14 protein-coding genes are annotated in these 19,485 nt (G+C 72.3%); 9 read left to right on the top strand and 5 right to left on the bottom strand.

Annotated features, from left to right (window positions below; genetic code table 11):
• Positions 1-49: 49 nt before the first annotated feature.
• A complete protein-coding gene (locus NQZ70_RS16425; protein WP_237245352.1) occupies positions 50-2,587 on the top strand; it encodes a response regulator in 2,538 nt (845 codons plus the stop codon).
• Positions 2,588-2,645: 58 nt separating this feature from the next.
• Here NQZ70_RS16425 and NQZ70_RS16420 read toward each other — a convergent pair whose 3' ends face one another.
• From NQZ70_RS16420 to NQZ70_RS16410, 3 genes are all read right to left on the bottom strand, one after another.
• Positions 2,646-3,167, bottom strand: coding sequence for a hypothetical protein (locus tag NQZ70_RS16420; RefSeq protein WP_165373994.1), 522 nt, complete (start codon positions 3,165-3,167; stop codon positions 2,646-2,648).
• Between the two features lie 527 nt (positions 3,168-3,694).
• Entirely contained in the window at positions 3,695-4,075 is a 381-nt protein-coding gene (locus NQZ70_RS16415; protein ID WP_129575048.1) for a response regulator, read from the bottom strand.
• 84 nt (positions 4,076-4,159) lie between these two features.
• Entirely contained in the window at positions 4,160-7,294 is a 3,135-nt protein-coding gene (locus NQZ70_RS16410) for an ATP-binding protein (RefSeq protein ID WP_272828498.1), read from the bottom strand.
• A 227-nt stretch (positions 7,295-7,521) separates the two neighbouring features.
• On the opposite strand from NQZ70_RS16410, the gene NQZ70_RS16405 reads away from it, so the two are divergent.
• From NQZ70_RS16405 to NQZ70_RS16395, 3 genes are all read left to right on the top strand, one after another.
• Positions 7,522-8,808: a P1 family peptidase gene (locus NQZ70_RS16405; RefSeq protein WP_129575046.1), complete on the top strand. Its 1,287-nt coding sequence runs from the start codon at positions 7,522-7,524 to the stop codon at positions 8,806-8,808.
• A gap of 323 nt (positions 8,809-9,131) precedes the next feature.
• Entirely contained in the window at positions 9,132-10,205 is a 1,074-nt protein-coding gene (locus NQZ70_RS16400; protein WP_129575045.1) for a PKD domain-containing protein, read from the top strand.
• Positions 10,206-10,675: 470 nt separating this feature from the next.
• Positions 10,676-12,172, top strand: a complete 1,497-nt coding sequence (locus NQZ70_RS16395) for a hypothetical protein (protein ID WP_129575044.1) — start codon at positions 10,676-10,678, stop codon at positions 12,170-12,172.
• Positions 12,173-12,410: 238 nt separating this feature from the next.
• On the opposite strand, the gene NQZ70_RS16390 is transcribed toward NQZ70_RS16395, so the two are convergent.
• Together NQZ70_RS16390 and NQZ70_RS16385 are read right to left on the bottom strand one after the other, a co-directional pair.
• A complete protein-coding gene (locus NQZ70_RS16390; RefSeq protein WP_129575043.1) occupies positions 12,411-12,671 on the bottom strand; it encodes an RCC1 domain-containing protein in 261 nt (86 codons plus the stop codon).
• Between the two features lie 471 nt (positions 12,672-13,142).
• Positions 13,143-13,565 (bottom strand): hypothetical protein, encoded by a 423-nt coding sequence (locus NQZ70_RS16385; RefSeq protein WP_129575042.1) that lies wholly within the window; start codon positions 13,563-13,565, stop codon positions 13,143-13,145.
• 167 nt (positions 13,566-13,732) lie between these two features.
• On the opposite strand from NQZ70_RS16385, the gene NQZ70_RS16380 reads away from it, so the two are divergent.
• From NQZ70_RS16380 to NQZ70_RS16360, 5 genes are all read left to right on the top strand, one after another.
• Positions 13,733-14,494: a P1 family peptidase gene (locus tag NQZ70_RS16380; protein ID WP_129575041.1), complete on the top strand. Its 762-nt coding sequence runs from the start codon at positions 13,733-13,735 to the stop codon at positions 14,492-14,494.
• A gap of 124 nt (positions 14,495-14,618) precedes the next feature.
• A complete protein-coding gene (locus NQZ70_RS16375) occupies positions 14,619-15,239 on the top strand; it encodes a peptidoglycan-binding domain-containing protein (RefSeq protein ID WP_129575040.1) in 621 nt (206 codons plus the stop codon).
• 13 nt (positions 15,240-15,252) lie between these two features.
• The gene (locus NQZ70_RS16370) at positions 15,253-16,602 is read left to right on the top strand and encodes a hypothetical protein (protein WP_129575039.1); all 1,350 of its coding nucleotides are present in this window, start codon (positions 15,253-15,255) and stop codon (positions 16,600-16,602) included.
• Between the two features lie 47 nt (positions 16,603-16,649).
• The gene (locus NQZ70_RS16365) at positions 16,650-17,213 is read left to right on the top strand and encodes a hypothetical protein (RefSeq protein ID WP_129575038.1); all 564 of its coding nucleotides are present in this window, start codon (positions 16,650-16,652) and stop codon (positions 17,211-17,213) included.
• A gap of 23 nt (positions 17,214-17,236) precedes the next feature.
• Positions 17,237-19,345, top strand: coding sequence for a hypothetical protein (locus NQZ70_RS16360; protein WP_129575037.1), 2,109 nt, complete (start codon positions 17,237-17,239; stop codon positions 19,343-19,345).
• The last annotated feature ends 140 nt before the right edge of the window (positions 19,346-19,485 follow it).

Raw genomic sequence — 19,485 nt, 5'->3', positions numbered from 1 at the left:
GCCTCTCGCCGGAGAGGGTCGTTGAGGTCCCTGCTGCTCCTGGAGAACCATGAACCGGCCGACAACGATGGATTTCGTGCTCGCGGACGCGGCGCGCGAAGCGAGCGCCTCGCCGCGGCGCGCTGCGGCTCCGGCGGGGCGCGGCGCCCGGGAGGCGGGCGCGGAGCCGCCGCCGAGCGAGCACGCGCTGCGCGCCGTCGTGTGGATCCTCGACGACTCGCCGCTGGAGGCCGAGATGGCGGCGCGCTCGCTCGCGGCCGGGCACGAGGTCCAGGTCTTCACGGACGCCGCGGTGATGCTGGAGCGCGTGACGAGCAGCGATCTCCCCGACGTGCTCGTGCTCGACCAGGTGATGCCGGGCATGTCCGGCACCGAGATCTGCGGCCTGCTCCGGTCGCGCCCCGCCACGGTCGGGCTCCCCATCCTCATCCTGACCGTCGCCGGGCACGAGCAGGACCTCGTCGAGGGGCTCACCGCGGGCGCCGACGACTACGTGGTCAAACCCTGCCCCGCGGCCGCCCTGTCGGCGCGCGTCGGGGCGCTCCTCCGCTCGAAGCGGCTCCGCGAGCGGGCCGAGCGGGCCGAGCGCATCGCCGCGGTGGAGCGCGATCTGCTGCGCGCCCTCATCGATCAGAGCGGCGACGGCATCATGGCCGCGGACGAGCGCGGGGTGCTGCGCATCTGCAACGGCGAGGCCCAGCGCCAGCACGGCGTCTACGCCCGGGACGCGAGCGCCGCGATCGAGGCGTTGCGGGCGAGCGGGCTGCTCGCGCTGGACGGGCGGCCGCTGCGCCCCGAGGAGGACCCGCTCTACCGCGCGATCCGGGGCGAGAAGGTCGAGAACGCGCGCTGGCTCGTGACGCGCCCCGACGGCTCGATCCGCGCGCTCGCCGGGACCGCGTCGCCGCTGCGGCACGCCGACGGATCGCCCGCCGGCGCCGTGCTGATCACGCGCGACGAGACCGACGCGCTCGAGGCGGAGCGGGCGCTCCGGGACAGCGAGGAGCGCTACCGCGTGATCATCAGCGCGCTCGAGGAGGGCATCACGCTCCAGGACGAGCGCGGGGTGATCCGCACCGCGAACGCGAGCGCCGAGCGGATCCTCGGGCGGCCCGTGGCGCAGATCGTCGGGTCGACGATGCTGGATCCCGCGTGCAGGTTCGTGCGCGAGGACGGCTCGCCGTTCCCGTTCGAGATGTACCCCGCGCAGGTCGCGCTCCGGACCGGCGCGCCCCAGTCGGGCGTCCTGCTCGGCATGGAGCGGCGGGACGGCTCGGTCCTGTGGCTCTCGGTGAACGCGCAGCCGCTCCGCCGCGCGGACGGCGCGGTGGCCGGCGTCGTCTCCTCGTTCTTCGACATCACCGCGCGCAAGCGCGCGGAGGAGGAGCGGCAGGGCCTGCTCGCCGCGGCGCAGGCGGCGAGGGAGGAGGCCGAGGCCGCGAGCCACCTGAAGGACGAGTTCCTGGCGACGATGAGCCACGAGCTGCGCACCCCGCTCACGGCGGTCCTCGGCTGGATCCGGATGCTGCGCACCGGCAAGCTCGCCGAGGATCGGCGCGAGAAGGCGCTGGAGACGGTGGAGCGCAACGCGCAGGCGCAGGCGCAGCTGATCGACGATCTGCTCGATATCTCGCGCATCATGGCCGGCAAGCTCCGGCTCGAGGTGCAGCCGGTCGAGCTCGTGGCCGTGATCGACTCCGCGCTCGATGTGGTGCGTCCGGCCGCCGACGCCAAGGGGGTGCGGCTCGAGCCGCTGCTCGAGCCCGGGGTGGGCCCCGTGGCGGGGGACGCGGGACGGCTGCAGCAGGTCGTCTGGAACCTCCTCAGCAACGCGGTGAAGTTCACGTCGCGCGGAGGGGCCGTGCGCGTCCGGCTCGAGCGCTCCGAGGCGTCGGCCGAGATCGTCGTGTCCGACACCGGCCAGGGCATCGATCCCGCGTTCTTGCCCTACGTGTTCGAGCAGTTCCGGCAGGCCGAGAGCGGCACCACCCGCAAGCACGGGGGCCTGGGCCTCGGGCTCACGATCGTGAAGAGCCTGGCGGAGATGCACGGCGGCACGGTCCAGGCGCTGAGCGACGGCGAGGGGCGGGGCGCGACGTTCATCGTCCGGCTGCCGCTCGCGGTGGTGCCGAGCCACGCCCGGGATCGCCGGGGGATGTCGCTGCCCGGCCTGGGCGGGACCGATCGCCCTCCGGAGCTCGAGGGGCTGAACGTGCTCGTGGTGGACGACGAGGACGACACGCGCGAGCTCCTCGTCACGATGCTGGAGCAGTGCGGCTCGCACGTGACGGCGGTGGCCTCCACCGCCGAGGCGCTTCTCGCGCTCAAGGCGCTGCGGCCCGACGTGCTCGTGTCCGACATCGCCATGCCCGGCGAGGACGGCTACGCGCTGATCCGCAAGATCCGCGCGCTCCCGTCGGCGAGCGGCGGGCGGACCCCGGCGGTCGCGCTCACGGCCTATGCGCGCACCGAGGACCGCACGCGCGCCCTGCGGGCCGGGTTCAACACCCATGTCCCGAAGCCGATCGAGCCGGCGGAGCTGCTCGCGGTGCTCGCGAACATCGCCGGATCGAGGGGAGAGGCCTAGCGACCGCGTCGCCCGCCGGCCGGGCGCGGCGCGAGGCCGCCCTCTCGGTCTCACGATCTCACAGGCACTCGGACACGCACGTGATGTACGCGGCGCACCCCTCGTCCGCGGCGCATTGCCCCGCGAACGTATCGAGGCACTCGTCTTCCCGGAGCCCGTCGACGCAGTTCAGGCACGCCTCGTTCCCCCGGAGCCCCTGCAAGTTGGCGGATCCATCGTCCCCGCAGGCGTCGGTCTCGGCTTCGGTCGTGTCGCAGGAGCTGACACACGTAGCGCCCTCCGCACAACCGCAGGCCTCGAGCGTCAACTCGAGGAACGCCACGGCTCCCTGCTGATTGTCCTCGAAGCACTGCGCGGCGCAGTCGGCGCTGCCGCCGCCGCCGCCGCCGCCGCCGCCGCCCTCGCCGCTGCCGCCCGTCCCTGTGCCCGTCGTGACCGTCGAGCTCGAGGAGGACGTGGTGGTGCCGGACGCGCCGCCCCCACCGCCCGCCCCGCCGTCACCTTCCGGGCCGCCCTCATCCGAACAGGCCGCCACCGCGCACACCGTGACCAGAATCGCTGCGAAGCTGAGGCTCTTCATCGAGGTTTCTCCTGACAACAAAGGTTACGCTGCCCCGACTCGAACGAGACGGCGAGCGCCGTCGCCCCTGCGGAGCGTCTTCTTCTTCGCGCTCTGGCACCGTGCCATGGCCCGAGCGCCTACCCACATCAGCGCTTTATAGGATGGTTTCTACCGCGTGCGCGCCAGCATCTCTTGTCGCTGCCATTGGCCACCTGCCATCAGCGCACCACGGTGAGCATTCACACAACAGTCCAGCAGATCCGCCAGCGACATCCTTGTACAGAAGAGTTGATCTTAGCACGTCGAAAACGTGTGCCATTCCGATTCACCGCGTGGAGAACTTGCTCTCCATGGCGGACTGAAGGGTGGAACGCTCACGGAGTGTGATGCGGGCGGATGAGCTCGCGACAGGCGCCGTGGCGACGAGGCCTCCTGTCTATTTGCCGCTGCTGTTCACGACAGCCGAGCTCGCGGTCGTAGGGATCCCGCCGTGAGGCCCCCGCCCGCGCCGCACCTCGGCAAACTCGATAGCTGCCGCACGCGGCTCACTCCCTCCGGCAGCTCCGCTCGATGGTGTCCATCAGCTTGAGCACGTCGAACGGCTTGCTGATCACCGCGTCAGCGTCGATGCCGGCGCGGTCCGTCCCGCCGCGCGCGGTCATCACCACGATCGGCATGGAGGCGAGCATCGGGTCGCGCTTCTGCTCGGCCCGGAACTGGAACCCATCCATGACCGGCATCATCAGGTCGAGCAGGACCAGCGAGATGGACGACGGATCGTCCCGCAGGTAGTCGAGGGCCTCGCGCCCGTTCGCGACCGACGCGACCAGATACCCCTCCTCTTCCAGGAGCTCGCTCAGTGTCTGGCGGATCGCGGCGTCGTCATCGACGATCAGGATGCACTTGTTGGGACGGCTCATCGTCATGCGCACTCGCCCTCTTCCCGAGGCAGCAGGGTCCTGTGGCGCTCCGGCCAGGCGCGGGCCCGCGGCCCGCTCGCGCCGATCGCCTCAGGCGCGCCCGGAGCCCGGCCCGCCCCCCGGCAGAGCGGCGGCGGGGCCGGCCAGCGGCAGCGTGACCTTGAAGGTGGAGCCCTCGCCCAGGACCGAGCTCACCTCGATCGAGCCGTCCAGCGCCTCGACCAGCCGCCTCGAGATGTAGAGCCCCATGCCCAGACCGCCATAGTGCCGCGCCGACACGGCCCGCTCGAACCGCCCGAAGATCCGGCCGAGGTGCTCCGGCGCGATCCCGATACCGTGGTCCGCGATCGTGAGCGTGGCGCTCGATCCCGCCGAGTCGACGGCGATCTCGATGGGTTTTCCCTGACCATACTTGAGCGCGTTCGAGACGAGGTTGTCGACGACCTGCTCGAGCCGCAGCCGATCCCAGTTGCCGGCGCCGTCGTCGCCTGCGCTCACGGTCACCCGGGAGCCGGACTCCGCGATCTCCCCGCCCTCGTGGAAGCGGGCCACCACCTGCCGGGCGATCTCCGACAGCCGCACGGGCTCCAGCTCGAGGGCGAGGCGCCCCGCGGAGATGCGGGAGATGTCGAGCAGGTTGTCGACGAGCCGCCTCAGCCGCTCGCCCTGCCGGCGGACGAGCCCGAGCCGGTCCGTGAGCCACGTGAGGCGCTCCTTGTCGGGGCAGAGCTCCGGCGCGCGGCGCGTCAGGATCTGGATCTGCAGCGACAGCGGGGTGAGCGGCGTCTTCAGCTCGTGGGAGGCGATCGAGAGGAACTCGTCGCGCAGGGCGATCGCGCTCTGGGCGTCCTTGTACAGGCGCGCGTTGTCCACGGCGAGCGCGCAGCGGCGCGCGAGCTCCTCCGCGGCCGCGAGGTCCTCCCGGCTGTACCGGCGCCCGGACTGCGCGGCGATGAAGGTGAGCGTCCCGAAGAGCCGCCCCCGCCGCGCCAGCGGGACGCACATCACCGAGCGCCCCCCGATGGCCCGGATCACCTGGAGGTGCTCCTCGTCGTGCGCGATGGCGCGCATGTGCTCCTCCGTGAAGCGCTCGACGAGCAACGGCTCCCGCTCGATGAGCACCTTCGTCGGCGGGTGCTCGCGGTTGCCGTCGAGCGCCGGCGCGAAGCGCTTCGCCTCCTCGACCAGGGCGGCCTGCGAGGGGTCCGCGCAGGCCGCGCCCACCCGCCGGAACGTGCCCTCCTCCTCGTCGAGCAGGTCGACGAGGCAGAAGTCGGCGAGGACGGGCACCGCGAGCTGCGCGACCCGGGCGAGGGTCGTCGGGTAGTCCAGCGAATCGGCGAGCACCACGCTCGCCGCGTCGAGGAAGCGGGGCAGCTCCAGCGCGCGCTCCCGCTCCGCGGCCTCGGCCGCCCTCCGCCGCATCCGCGCCATCTCGATCTGCGTCCGGACGCGGGCGAGGAGCTCGCGCGCCGAGAACGGCTTCACGAGGTAATCGTCCGCCCCCGTGTCGAGGCCCTCGACGACCGCATCCTCGCCCGCGCGGGCGGACACGAGCATCACGGGGACCATGCTCGTCCTCGGATCCGCCCGGAGCTCGCGGAGGAGGGAGACGCCGTCGAGCCTGGGCATCATCACGTCGCTCACCACGAGGTCCGGCGGGCGCGCGAGCGCCGCCTCCAGGGCCGCCCGCCCGTCGGAGACCGCCTCCACGCTCCACCTCGGCGAAAGGAGGTGGACGAGGTAGTCGCGCATGTCCGCGTTGTCGTCGGCGACGAGGACGCTTCCATCGCGCTCCCCCGGCGCGGCCCCGGCGCGCTCCCCCGGCGCGGCCCCGGCGCGAGCCTCCGGCGCGGCCCCGGCGCGAGCCTCCGGCGCGGCCCCGGCGCGAGCCTCCGGGCCTCCGGGTGCCGCGCCTTTGCGCGCCTGCGGAGACCACTGCGACGCCTCGATCACGTGGAGGCTCGTGCCCGCCCGCGAGGGCGCGGCCTCCACGGCGGCCGCGGCGACGCGCTCGGCCGGCAGGTGCGCGTGCCCCCTCGGGACCGACACGGTGAACGCGCTCCCCCGGCCCAGCTCGCTCGAGACGCGCACGGCCCCCCCGTGGACCTTGACGAGCTCCTGGACGAGGGCGAGCCCGATGCCGGTGCCCTCGATGCTCCGGCAGCGCGCGCCGTGGACGCGGTGGAACCGCTCGAAGATGCGCGGGAGCTCGTCCGCCGGGATCCCGGTGCCGGTGTCGCGCACGCACAGCTCGACGTGGTCCGGGTGAGGGTGCAGCGAGACCGCGATCTCCCCTTCGAACGTGAACTTGAAGGCGTTCGACATGAGGTTCGACACGATCTTCTCCCACTGCGCCCGGTCGACGTAGACGGGCTCCGGCAGCGGCGGGCAGTCCACGACGAGCGACAGGCCCGCGCCCTCGACCAGCGAGCGAAAGGGGCTCGCGAGCTCCGCGGTGAGCCGCGCGAGGTCGGTCGGCTCGAACGTCCGCTGGAGTCGCCCCGCCTCGATGCGGGAGAAGTCGAGCAGCGTGTTGACGAGGCGGAGGAGCCGCAGGGTGCTGCGGCGCACCGCGGCGAGGCCATCGCCCGAGAGCGAGGCCCCCGGGTGGGCCAGCGCGTCCTCGACGCGCCCGAGGATCAGGGTGAGCGGGGTGCGGAACTCGTGGCTCACGTTGGCCACGAACTCCGTCTTGAGGCGGTCGAGCGTCGCTAGCTCGTCCCTGTGCCGCGCGACCTCCCGCTCGAGCCGCCGCTGCTCGGTGACGTCTCGCCCCTCGGCGATCATGAAGACGACGTTGCCGTGCCGGTCCTTGACGGGCTTGAGGTTGAAGTCGATCGTGATGATCTCCTCGCCCCGGTTGCCCCCGAGGATCTCCACGTCGTACCGGACGAACTCGCCGCGCGCCGCGTGTCGCACCGCGTCCTTCAGCCGCTCCTGGGCCTCGGGCGCGCCCTGCCACCAGCGGCAGTCCCAGAACGGCACTCCGTGCACCTGCCCGAGCTCCACGCCGGCGCCGCGGACCGAGGCGTAATTCGACTCCCAGTTCGTGCCGCGGGCGTCGAGCAGGCCCCAGAACTGGAAGGCGCAGTTCATCGCGACCCGCGCCGCGAGGAGCCGCATCAGCCCGGACTCGCGCCCTGGGCTGGCGCGCGCGAGCTCCTGCTTCAGGAGCTCGGTGTCCTGGAGGAGGCGTTCCTCGGAGTCATCTACGGGTCTCACGATCGTGAGGTCTTCCAGGCGTTCGATGAAGTCGCGCCCTTCCGCTCGTTCCTCGCTGCACCGCTGTTTCATCCCGTCGCTCATCCCGCCTGCGGCTCCGCTCCACGCAGGGAACAGCTCATCGTGAGGCGCTTAGTGGAGATCGACGACCGCGCAAGGTCGGATCGCCTTGGGCCGGGCGAGCGAGCCTTCGCGCGCGGCCATCGACTATCCTCTATCCTCGCCCGATGCCCCGTCCCCTCCGCCTCGCCGCCGGCGCGGCGCTCGCCGCCGCGCTCGTCTCCTCGCCCGGGCTGCTGTCGTGCGCCGGGCCCCGGTCCCAGCCCTCCACGCCTTCCCCTTCCCCTCCCGCCGCGCCCTCCGCGCAGCCGGCGGCGGCGCCGCCGGCCGACGGCGCGCGCCGCCGCGCCCGCGAGCTCGGCGTCGTCATCGGCCGCCTGCCGACGGGCAGGCTGAACGCCATCACCGACGTCCCCGGGGTGCGGGTCGGGCACGTCACCCACCGTCGGGGCGCTGGCCGGCTCGACCCGGGCAAGGGGCCGGTGCGGACGGGCGTGACGGTCATCCTGCCGACGTCGGACGACTTCTGGCACCACAAGCTCCCTGCCGCGAGCTTCATCCTGAACGGCAATGGGGAGATGACCGGGCTGCACTACGTCAACGAGTTCGGCGTCCTCGAGTCGCCCATCGTCTTCACCAACACGCTCGCCGTGGGCCGCGCCTTCGACGGGGCGGTCCAGTACATGCTCCGGCGATACCCGGCCATCGGCGTGGACGAGCCCACGGTGGCGCCGATCGTCGGCGAGTGCGACGACAGCGCGCTGAACGACATCCGGGGGCTGCACGTGTCGGCAGAGGACGTGCTCACGGCGGCGGAGCAGGCCGCGGACGGGCCTGTCCAGGAGGGGTCCGTCGGCGGGGGGACGGGCATGATCTGCTACGATTTCAAGTGCGGTATCGGCACGGCCTCGCGCGTCGTACCGGCGTCCGCGGGCGGGTTCATCGTCGGCGCCATCGTGCAGGCCAACTTCGGGGCGCGCGGCGAGCTGCGGATCGACGGCGTGCCGGTCGGCCAGGAGATCCGCGACCTCATGCCCGTGCCGGACTACCACGGCGAGGGCTCGCTGCTCGCCGTGGTCGCGACCGACGCGCCCCTGTCCGCGCGGCAGCTCGGGCGCGTCGCGCGCCGCATCTCGCTCGCGGTGGGGCGCACCGGCACGATCTCCCGCGACGGGAGCGGCGACCTGTTCCTGGCCTACGCGACGGGGAACCGGATCGAGGCCGAGCCGAAGGCGCTGACCCGGACGCTCCGCGAGGTGGACGACGGGCGCCTCAACCCGCTGTTCCAGGCGGCCGAGGAGGCGGTGGAAGAGGCCATCGTCAACGCGCTGACCACGGCGACCACGACGTTCGGGCAGGACGACCACGTCGCCCACGCCATCCCTCTCGATCGGCTGCGCGATGTGATGAGGCGATACGGGAGGCTCAGCGAACCGGAGCGAGAGCGACGCTGAGGGGGTCTGCTCCGCAGGTCTCGTTCGACGAGCATCCTGCCCCGCGGGCGCCGCCTCGCCGCCCAAGAGGGCGCTGCTGGTGGGGCCCGGGGAACCGGGGACGGCGGTGAGCGATGGGCGCGGCGGCCGGGAAGCTGAAGCCGAGGTCCGGTCCGCGGCGCCGGGCTGTTCGCTCCTGCGAGCCCGCGGAGCCGCGGGCGTCGGTCGGAGGAGAAGGCGTGTGAATGTTCGAGCCCAGAGGCGCATCTGACTCGACCACCCGCCTCAGCAGCGAGCTCCAGGCGTGCTGGCGTCTCATCAATTCTTCTGGAGGGAATGTCGATATGACAATCTGCAAGACGAGGACGAGCGTTCTGTCGGCGATGGGCCTGGTCCTCTGCGCCGCGCTGCTGCCGGTCAGCGGCTGCGCGCAGCACGGCGACCCCCTCGACGCGGGAGGAGCCGACGGCTCCCGCCTGGGGATCGCGCGCCTGAGCGTCCAGGCAGCGCCCACGACCGCGGGCGACATCACGCGGGTCACCGTCACCGCTCTGAGCGGCCCCGAGGCCGAGCTCGCGCGCGATCCCGACGGCAACTTCAGCGGCACCCTGCTCTTGCCCGAAGGTTCCCACCAGATCGTGGGCAACGCCTTCGTCGGAGACCAGCTCGTCGGCTCCAGCGCTCCGGTCTCGGTCGAGATCCAGGGCGGCGCGGCGACGCAAGCCATCCTCCGGATCCTCGATCTCGCGGAGTCACACGACATCGAGCACAGCCCGATCGTGCTGAGCCTGAGCTACCCGCTCTCGACCGTGGTGAACCAGCCGGCGCAGCTCTCCATCTCGGCCGTCGACCTGGACGACGACGCGCTCGCCGTCGAGTGGACCAGCGACTGCGCCGATGGGGTGTTCTCGGCGCCCACGGCGTTCGTGACCGACTTCACCAAGCCCGCCGCCGGCACCTGTGAGGTGAGCGTGAGCGTGACGGACGGCGAGCTCTCCGCGAGCGAGACGTTCTCGATCATGATCTTCGAGGAGAGCCAGGCCCAGGGCGCCGTGATCATCGACGGCCGATTCATCGCCAGGCCAGTGATGACCCTGAGTGTGGAGTGGCCTGGAACGTACTGCACCGTCAACTCGTACTCCTCGGACGGCACCTGCCGAGAGCCCATCACGACGTCCGGTCGCGTCGAGCTGCTCTTGCGCGTCAATTGGGACGATTCGTCTCCTGGGCCCGTCGAGGTCACCGACAGCTGTGGTGGCGCCATCACGTACACGGGTCTCTCGTACTATCACATGTACGACTGGCAGCCGCCGACGGCTCAGGCTGCGTGCTCGATCACGGCTCACGCCACGAACAGCGACGGCCTGAGCAGCGTGCTGTCAGCCGCTGTCCTGGTGCGCCCGGAGCAGGCGGAATAGCGAGGGGCGCGTCGAGGGCAATTTCAGCCACGACACGGACGCGGTCGCCTGCGATCTGCAGGACGTGCCCGGGCCGCTCGGCCCTGCCGGCGGGACTGAATGGACCTTCCGATCGTCGACACGAACGGCGCCGGCGACGGCCTGGCGGTCGGATTCCTGCCGCGCTCGACGAAAGGGTTGACAGGGACGGAGCTGTATCCCCTAATACAGGCAATTACGATTCTTCATAGTTGAGCGTCGCAGAGCCGGCCTGCCTGGCAGACCGTGCTGCGCCATCGTGCGCGAGATCCGTCTTCCGCTTGCCAGGTGCCGAGGAGAGCACCGGATCGGCGGACAGCGGATCCCGCGAACGCGCCGCACACGCTCGTCGGCGTCCGCCGTCGAGCCCTGCCTCGCGACGCGTGCATCACGGCTCGGTCGCGTCGCCGTCGAATAACCCACGATCGCAGTGAAGAAGGAGCTTGATTGTCATGAATCGAATGAAGCGACTGCTCATGATCAGCCTCGTGTGCGCGGCGCCCGCGACCACCGCTTGTGGCGGCATGCCGTCGGGCGAGGGTGAGCCCGGTTCCTTGGAGACGATCGCGACGGCGGAGCAACCGCTGACCCACGGCTGGAGCAAGTCGTTCGGCGACACGGAGTGGGAGCTCGCGTACGACGTCGTCGTGGATGGATCCGATAACGTCATCACGCTCGGGTTCCTCGGATACGACAGCACCGTCGATTTCGACGGCGCAGGCGGAGCGGCCGCCCTGGGCTCGCCGAACGGGGCCATCTATCTCGCGAAGTTCGACGAGGACGGCGATCACGTCTGGAGCAAGAGCTTCGAGGACGTCTACTTCGGCAAGCTCGCCGCGGACAGCGGCGGCAACGTCTACCTCGCCGGCTACACCCGGGCGGCGTACGTCGACCTCGGCGGAGGACCCATCTCTGTCGGCGACGGCCAGGGCGTGGCCGTCGTGAAGCTCGACAGCAGCGGGAACCACGTCTGGAGCAAGGTCTTCAGCGGCCCTGACTCGTGGGACGCCGCGAATGGCAACAGCATCGCCGTCGACTCGGCGGGAGACGTGCTCGTCGCCGGCGCCACCACCGGTTACATCGAGTTCGGGACCGACACCAACTGGGCAGGCGCTATCGACGGCTTCGTGACGAAGCTCGACGGCAGCGATGGAAGCCCGATCTTCGCCGATTTCTTCGTCACCGATGGCATCGTGGTACCCGCGGGCATCGCGGTGGATCCCGACGACGACAGCTTCGCCATCACCGGGCGGTTCGGCGGCTACGCGGATTTCGGCGGCACCCCGCTGATAAGCAACAGCGCATGGGCCTCGCCATCCTGGGAGACCGGCTATGACGCGTTCGTCGCGAAGTTCGAGTCCGACGGCGATCACCTCTGGAGCAAGGGGTTCGGCGACGATTTGACTGCAGCGGGCGCCGACATCGTGATCGACAACTCCGGGAACATCGACGTCATCGGCTGGTTTGACGGCGACATCGACTTCGGGAGCAACACGGCGACGCTCACCCACCCGGCAGTCGGTGAGGGCGATATGTTCCTGGTGCAGTTCAGCGCCGCCGGCACCGATCTGTGGAGCAAGCAGTTCGGCGACACGGGCTTCGACAACCACGAGAGGGGCACGGGCGTGGCGGTCGACAGCGCAGGAAACGTGAGCATCATCGGGCACTTCAGGAACAGCATCAACTTCGGCGGCACGACGCTGATCAGCGCAGGAGCCAGCGATATCGCCGTCGCCCAGTTCGAGGACGACGGCACCCACATCTGGAGCGCCAGTTATGGCAGCGACGCCAACCAGCTCGGCAAAGGCATCGCGGTGGACAGCTCCGGGAAGGTGACGATCACGGGCGACTTCTACCGCACGCTGAACTTCGGCGGCATCACCCTGACCGACACGGCCGCGGGGTATTTCGGAGATGGCGATATCTTCCTCGCCCAGCTCGTCCCCTGAAGCTCGGGCCCCTCGAGCCCTCGATGCCGCGCCGGAATACTTCCCGAGTCGCATTTTGAGCCGATGACGCTGACGCGCAAGCCGGCGCCGGCCCCGTAGACGCTCGCAGCCGTCGGCGCTGTCTCCCGCGTGACCTCTGCGGACACGGAGCCCGCCTCATCACCTGCACCGGGAGCGCGGCAATCTCAGCACCGCGACCTGCGGTCCGGTCGCTGCAACCAGCCGTTGGGGGCCGAGGCTACAGCCCGAACACGACGACATCGTGCCCAGCGGGCGACGACCAGCTCGACCGGCTCGCTGCGCGGCTCGTGGGTGCCGTCGCCCAGCGAGCCGCGCTCACCGGGACCGTCGTCCGCCCGACGCCCTCGACACCGAGCAGCGGCGCGCCCGTCGACGTGCCCCAGCAGACGACATTGCCCGAGCCGAGGAGGCCGCAGAGGTGGAATCCACCGTCGGCGAGCTGGACGATCCCCTCGACACGCGGGAGCGCGACGGGCACCTCGGGCGGACGGTGACCAGGCGCTCGGTCAGCACGGCTCCGCCCCACCAGCAGAAGACCTTGCCGGAGGCGGAGTCGGCGCGCTTCGGGGTGCCCTCCGCGATGCGCACGGCGCAGTCTACGGCGGAGCATGAGGGAGCCGGCGCCGGGCCGGTCGAGCTGGTCGAGGAATCGTCCTCGCCGCCCACACCGGAGCCGCCGGTCCCCGTGACCGCAGGTCCGCCGCCGGTCCCGCCCGAGGTGTCGTGCGGAGGGGCGCTCTCGACGGAACCGCAGGCGGCGAGGGCGGCGGGGAGAGCAACGACACAGACGCAAGGAGCGACGAGGGATCCGGGCATGAGGTCCTCCGTCCGAAGGGCGCTTCCGCCGGACGGAGGAACTATGGGAGCGAGCGGCGGGGATGCTCCTTGATGCGGCCTTAAAGCAATGCCGGTGCGTTAAAGCAATGCCGGTCAGCCGGGAATGGGCTGGCTACCCGGGCCCGCGCGGGCGCCCCGGACTGTCAGGCGCGTCGGCGCAGGGGTACGCGCTGACGACGATGCCCACGCCGTACTGCCCTACCGCGCGCAGCACGCCCGGATCGAGCTGGATGGATCGGGCGCCCATGGCCTCGATGAACAGCGCGAAGTCGACCACGGCCGTCGCTCCGGACCGTACCAGCGCAGCGACCTGCGGCGCGAGCGAGAGAAACCCCCTCATCGCCTCTTCGACTGCGAGCGACGTGTCCTCGTTCTCCGACAGCAGGACGTTGCACCCGGAGGTGGCGCTGACCTTGCCGCCGTGTCGCCGTTCGCCCGCGCGCCAGACCTGCCCGAGGGCGGTCTCTGGAATCCACGTCAGGCACTGATCCACATCGAGGTGTTTCCCCTGAATCCTGAGCACGACCGTGGTCACACCGGCCCCCCCTCTTCTGCCACTGCTGCGGGAAGTTGCCCCGTTTCAGGAGAAAAGCACCATGGCGCCAAGGAGGAGAGAGGAAGCACGTCCCGGCATTTTCCCCTCTACTCCTCTGGTTTCTTGGCGTCTTGGCGGTTCGCTTCGCAGCCCGACTTCCCGCAGTAGTGCTACCACGCCCCCGCTCCCCATCGCCGGCCTTTCCATCTGCCCGGCAGGTTGCCGCTCGCCTCCCCGCCTCCGGCGCTCACCTCCCCACCTCCGACGCTCGCCTCCCCGCCTCCGGCGCCGTCACCCCCGGCTCGCCCGACTCGTCCCCCCGCCTCCGCCATCTCGCTCCCCACCTCGCTGGACTCATTCCCCCGCCTTGCCCGGCTCGCCCCCCGCCTCGCCCCCCGCAGTCCCCGCGGGGCACGCGCCCTCCGAGCCGGGGATGGCCCTCGCCGCCCCGGGGGCTCCCGCCGCCGCCCCCGGCGACCCACCGCCCGTGCCGGGGCTCCGCGCCACGCCCCCCGGCGCCGTCCCGCAGGACCCCGGCGCACTCCTCCCGAGCGCGGTCCTCTGGCGAAGAGCCCGCGCCGCGCGCTCCCCCATCTCGCGAGACCGACGCGCCCCTGGCCGCACGGCAGCTCGGGCGGGTCGCGCGCCGCGTCTCGCTCGCGGTGGGGCGCACGGGCACGATCTCCCGCGACGGGAGCGGCGACCTGTTCCTGGCCTTCGCGACGGGGAACCGGATCGCGGCCGAGCCGAAGGAGCTGACCCGGACCCTCCGCGAGGTGGACGACGGGCGCCTCGACCCGCTCTTCCAGGCGGCCGAGGAGGCGGTGGAAGAGGCGATCCTCAACGCGCTGACCATGGCGACGACGACGTTCGGGCAGGACGACCACGTCGCCCACACGCCATCCCGCTCGACCGGCTGCGCGAGGTGATGAGAAGGCACGGGAGGCTCGCGGCGCCAGGCTCTGGCACGCTCGGGCGCGACGTCGCTCCGCCCCGGGCTCGCACCACGGCGGAGCCTTGACAGCCCCACCCCCGGCGCGTCTATTCGAGGTCGTGCCCCGGCAACACGTCGTCTCGATCGGTGAGTGCGCCGCCAGCATCGCCGACCGTCATGGCTTCACGATCGACACGATCTGGCGTCACGCCGACAACGCCGCGCTCCGGGCGAAGCGGGAGAACCCTTATGTCCTCGAGCCCGGCGATCGGGTGATCATCCCGGATCGGCGGCTCCGCGAGGAGGCGTGCGCCATGGGGCGCCGCCACGTCTTCCGCCGCCGCGGCGTGCCGGAGAAGCTGCGGATTCGCCTCCTCTCGGGCGAGGTCCCCCGCGTGGGCCTCGCCTACGAGCTCCGGGTCGACGATCTCTGCTTCTCCGGCGAGACCGACGGTGGCGGCTGGCTGGAGCACTGGATCCCCCCGGGAGCACGAGCCGGGCGGCTCGTCCTCGCCGACGGTCAGGTCCACGAGCTCGCGCTCGGCCAGCTCCTTCCCCACGCCTCGACGGCGGGCGCGCGCGCCCGGCTCGCCAACCTCGGCTACCTCCGCGAGCCCGCCGCCGCGGCGGAGGACGTAGAGCGCGCCGTCGCCTCGTTCCAGCGCGATCACGCGCTCGAGGCCACGGGCGCGCTCGACGAGCAGACCCGCCGCGCGCTGCTCGACGCCCACGGTTCCTGAAGCCGGAGACCGCATGCCTCGCATCCACCGCCGATTGCCCCCGGGCGTCCACACGCGCGGGGTCGGTACGCAGAAGAAGCACCTTCGCGCGCTGAAGGGCCGGTTGCGCCGGCCGGAGAGCGACAAGGACGAGGTCGCGGCCGAGATCATCCGCCTGGTGCGGAGGCTGCGGCGAAAGAGCGCCGTGCCGCTCCGGGGGCGCCTCTGGCACCGGAAGCAGGCCGCCGAGATCGCCGCCCTGCTCCAGCAGGATCGCGAGCTGATCGCCCTGCTCGAGGGCGGCCCCTCCGTGGAGGAGGTCATCTCCAGGGCGCTCACGCAGCCCGGAGGCGGGAAGTCGAAGGGCGTCAGGAAGAGGCGTGTCCTCGAGATGCTCATCCATCTCCCCACCCGGGCGAGGCCGCTCGCGAAGGGCCCCGGCGGCAACACCTTCGACACCCACCCACCGCGGCGCTATTACGCGTTCGTCGACTCCATCAGCCGCAGCGCCGGCGATCGCGCCTATGTGCGCCTCGACTGCGTCGATCGGGTCTGGATGAACAAGGTCTGGCTCGAGTTGGTCCGCGATCGGGCGGCGGAGCGGCTCGTGCAGCTCCTCCGCGGCAGGAAGTTCGACTACGTCTTTCCGAAGCTCCGGACCGACGAGATGAGCTTCCTGCACGCGCTCTATTCCTGGTACCTGCTCCGGGTCCTGGAGGCGGGAGACGAGGCCCCCGTCGCCTCCTTCGAGTACGTGATCCCCGCGGCGGAGCTCGGCCGCGGGCTGCCGGTCGAGTGCGACTGGTACGAGGTCGAGATCCACCGGACCCGGAGCGCGGACGCGAAGTACGTCGGCGACCTGGTCGTCTTCGGGATGAACCCCTCCGGCGACGTGCGCGAAGCAGGGCTCTTCACCGGCGTCCCGAGGCGCCTGCCCGACTCGTCCCCGGACCTCTGGCGCATCACGCAGGGCGCTATCAAGGCGCTGCATTTCCCCCAGCTCGCGGCGAAGGCGAAGCCCAGAAGGCCGGCGCCGCTCCGGGGGCGCCGGAGGCTTCCGGGACCGACGGCCATGGCCCTCGAGAGCGAGGGTTCGTTCGGCGACGGGTCACCGGGGACCAGCGGTGGGGATTCCGGGCCCGGGTCCAGGGAGATCTTCCGGACGAGCCTGCCGGAGCTGCTTCGCCGGCTCCTCGCTGGGCCGAAGGCGGCCTGGCAGCGGGGCGTCGAGGCGATTCGAGATTTCTTCGGCGGGTTTCCGTGGGACGGCGGGCCGCCGCTCGCGCTCGCGGGCGTGGGGGCGCTGCCGGCGACCTTCGCCGCACCCCCCCGCCGCCCCCGCCCTCGGGAGGAGGGGCGGGGCGGCGCGGCGATGGCTATGTAGGCAGCCCGCCGAACGGCGCCCCGCCGCCCGCGCAGCTCCCGAACCCGATGGTGATCGCAGGAGGCCAGCAGCCCTTCGTGGCCGTCTTCGACGTCGGCCAGGGCGGCTGCAACGCCCTTCACGACAACCAGGGACGTGTCATCGCCTATTACGACGTCGGTTTTCCGGAAAAGAACGTCGGGAGCTGGCCCGTGCCCGACACGCGCCTCTGCCTCTGCCACGATCCGCTGATCATCCTCTCCCATTTCGATCTCGATCACATGCAGCTGGCTCGCTACCAGCACGACCTCTACCGCCGGCGCTGGCTCGCTCCGCAGCAGCACATGGGCGCAGGCCAGGTCCGGGAGACCATCGCCCGCGTGCTCCACCACGGGGGTGAATTCCACCTCTGGGTGGCCGGCGGCGGCTCGCAGATGCATTTCCCCTGGGGCTTCCTCGAGCGGTGCCAGGGCAACAACGCCTATCGAGAGGGGGAGAAGAACAACTCCGGCGTGGCGATGTACGTGTGTGTCGACGACAACCCGGCCGCGGCGGCGGCCGTCCTCGGCGCCGCGGCGGCGCCGGCCGCCAACGCGGCGGGGGTCGCGGGCTGGGGGGATGCGGGCCGCTGACCGTCGCCAACGCGGCCGCCACGATGCTCGAGGGCACCCTGCGGGTGACGGGTGTGGAGGCCGCGCTCAAGAACGCCGAGATGAAGGCGGCCATCGCCGCGGTCGCGCGCGCGGCCGCGGCGCAGGCCCAGGCGCTGGGCGCCGGCGCGACGGCGATCGCGATCGCCGCCGCTGCGGCCACCAGGACGGCGGAGTTCGCGTCCAAGAAGACCCGGGGGAAGCGGGCCGTCAAGCTCGCCAGGGTGCGGCACCTCGCGGCCAATCCGGCGCGGGACGCGATCGTGGCCGCCGCGATCGCGGCGGACGCCTCCGTGGCTGCCGGGGCCCCGGTCGCGGCGACCGCGACCGCGGCCACGGCGGCCGCCGCGGTGCCCGCCGACGCGATCACGGTGCATACGGCGGCCAGCTTCGTCGTGACCAACCACGCGAGGGGCGCGGTCGCCCTCACGGGCATGGCGCAGTGGGAGCTCGACGCCGTCTCGGCCGCCGTGATCGCCGCCGCGGCGGGCGTGCCGGCGGTCGGGATCACCCGCGCCGCGGCGCCGCTCGTCTTCGAGACGGTCACCGACGCCGTCGCCATCGAGGACAACGCCCTGACCCCGATCGTCGCCGCAGCCGTGCTGGCCGCCCCCCTCCTGGCGCGTCCAGCCCTCCGGCCCGTCCTCGATCATGCCGTCTCCCACGGAGCGGCGGAGAAGTACGTGCTGCTCACCGGCGACGCGGATTTCAGCAACGTCCGCTCGCAAGCGCTCAACCCGCCGCCGCTCGTCGTCGCGCTCACGGCGGTTCACCACGGAGCGATCACCGAGCTGGGCGGGAACCACGAGCACATCCCGTGGGCCCCCGGCTCGGACGCCGTCAAGGCGGCGACCGCGGCCATCCAGTGCACGGCCGACGGCGGCAGCGTGGTCGCCGTGGCCCTCGCCGCCGCCGTGGCCCTCGACCCCGCGGCGGTGGCCGCCGGTCCCACGGCTGCCCAGATCTCCCTGGCCGCCCGGAGCGCGGTGGCAGGCAACAACACCGCGCAGGTCACCACCGCGCTGGGCAACGCCGCCCTCGGCCCGCTCGCGACCTCGGCTTGCAACGCCGTTGCCACGGCGCAGCTCCGCGCCGGACAGGCGGCGGCCACCATGAGGAGCGCGGTGGCCGCCGGCGCGGTCGTCGCAGGCTCGGAGGCCGCCATGGCCGGCGCGTGCGTCGCCGCCGTGCAGGCGCAGGTGGCCGGGGCGGGCGGCTCGGCGGCCGAGCGCCGGCTCGCCGTGGCGGCGGCCGCGCTGCTGGGAACGTACCTCGGACCGACGCTGCCGGCGAGCCTCTGCGGCGCAACGGCGTTCGCGGCCGCGCAGGCGGCGCTCGCGGCTCCGCTCGGTCCGGCGGCGCTCGCGGGTCTGATCGCGCCGCTCCCCGACCAGAAGCTCGCCACGCTCGTGCCGGTGCTCCCTCCGGCCGTCACCGCGGCGACCGCACCGGCCGCGACCCTGGACGCCGAGCTCGCCGCGGCCATCGTGGTCGGCGGCGCGGTCGGCGGGACCGGCAGCATGGAGGACGCCGTCCTCGCGATGCTGCGGGAGTGGAACAGCACCACCGGCGCCGCGGTCGCGGGCGCGCTCCGGAAGATCATGATCGCCGCGCCGGGCGGCGTCGCGAACCCGCTCTCGGCGGGGGCCGCGCCGCTCGGGGTGCCCGGCGCCGCCTGGACGGCGAGGAACTGGGCAGCGAGCGCAGGCGCCGCGAGCGGGGCCGCCGAGGCGCTGAACGTGAGCGCGCCCCTCGTCGACGCGGCCGTGAACGCGGCCCGGTCCGGCGCCGCTGTCCCCAATTTCGGCGCCATGCCCGCCAGCGGGAAGATCGCCTATTCCTACGGTGTCGCGCGCGCCGACGGACACCACTACTACCTCGCGGCGCCCGGCGCAAAAGGGCATCCCCACCCGGCCGCCGTGGCCCTCTACGAGTCCCACGGCTGGACCGAGCGGCGCAACACCGCGCAGCTCGCGCACGCGTCCCAGCAGCCCGACGCCGCGAGCCCCCACGGCCACGTCGCCCTCGGCTGGGATCAAGGGATCCCCGGCCCGCTGGCCGCCCCGCTCCAAGCGGGGTGTCCGAACTGCCAGCCTCATGCCTTCCTGGTCTGAACGACCGTCGGCGCCCTTCCCGAGGACCCCGGCCCGACCTTCCCGAGCGCGGTCCGCTGGCGAGGGGGCGCGCCGAGCGGTCGCCCATCTCGCGAGCGCAACGCGGCCGCGCCGCGAGGCGCTGGCGACACCGATCCCGC

This window comes from Sorangium sp. So ce836, assembly GCF_028553905.1.
GTDB lineage: Bacteria > Myxococcota_A > Polyangia > Polyangiales > Polyangiaceae > Sorangium > Sorangium cellulosum_D.
This window is presented reverse-complemented; position numbering and strand designations above follow the sequence as displayed.

What these genes read in the sequence shown, in the direction of transcription:
- NQZ70_RS16415 (WP_129575048.1), bottom strand. Translation starts at nt 4,075, where the DNA reads ATGACGATGAGCCGTCCCAACAAGTGCATCCTGATCGTCGATGACGAC.
- NQZ70_RS16370 (WP_129575039.1), top strand. Translation starts at nt 15,253, where the DNA reads ATGCCTCGCATCCACCGCCGATTGCCCCCGGGCGTCCACACGCGCGGG.
- NQZ70_RS16425 (WP_237245352.1), top strand. Translation starts at nt 50, where the DNA reads ATGAACCGGCCGACAACGATGGATTTCGTGCTCGCGGACGCGGCGCGC.
- NQZ70_RS16420 (WP_165373994.1), bottom strand. Translation starts at nt 3,167, where the DNA reads ATGAAGAGCCTCAGCTTCGCAGCGATTCTGGTCACGGTGTGCGCGGTG.
- NQZ70_RS16365 (WP_129575038.1), top strand. Translation starts at nt 16,650, where the DNA reads ATGGTGATCGCAGGAGGCCAGCAGCCCTTCGTGGCCGTCTTCGACGTC.
- NQZ70_RS16395 (WP_129575044.1), top strand. Translation starts at nt 10,676, where the DNA reads ATGAATCGAATGAAGCGACTGCTCATGATCAGCCTCGTGTGCGCGGCG.
- NQZ70_RS16400 (WP_129575045.1), top strand. Translation starts at nt 9,132, where the DNA reads ATGACAATCTGCAAGACGAGGACGAGCGTTCTGTCGGCGATGGGCCTG.
- NQZ70_RS16360 (WP_129575037.1), top strand. Translation starts at nt 17,237, where the DNA reads ATGCTCGAGGGCACCCTGCGGGTGACGGGTGTGGAGGCCGCGCTCAAG.
- NQZ70_RS16405 (WP_129575046.1), top strand. Translation starts at nt 7,522, where the DNA reads ATGCCCCGTCCCCTCCGCCTCGCCGCCGGCGCGGCGCTCGCCGCCGCG.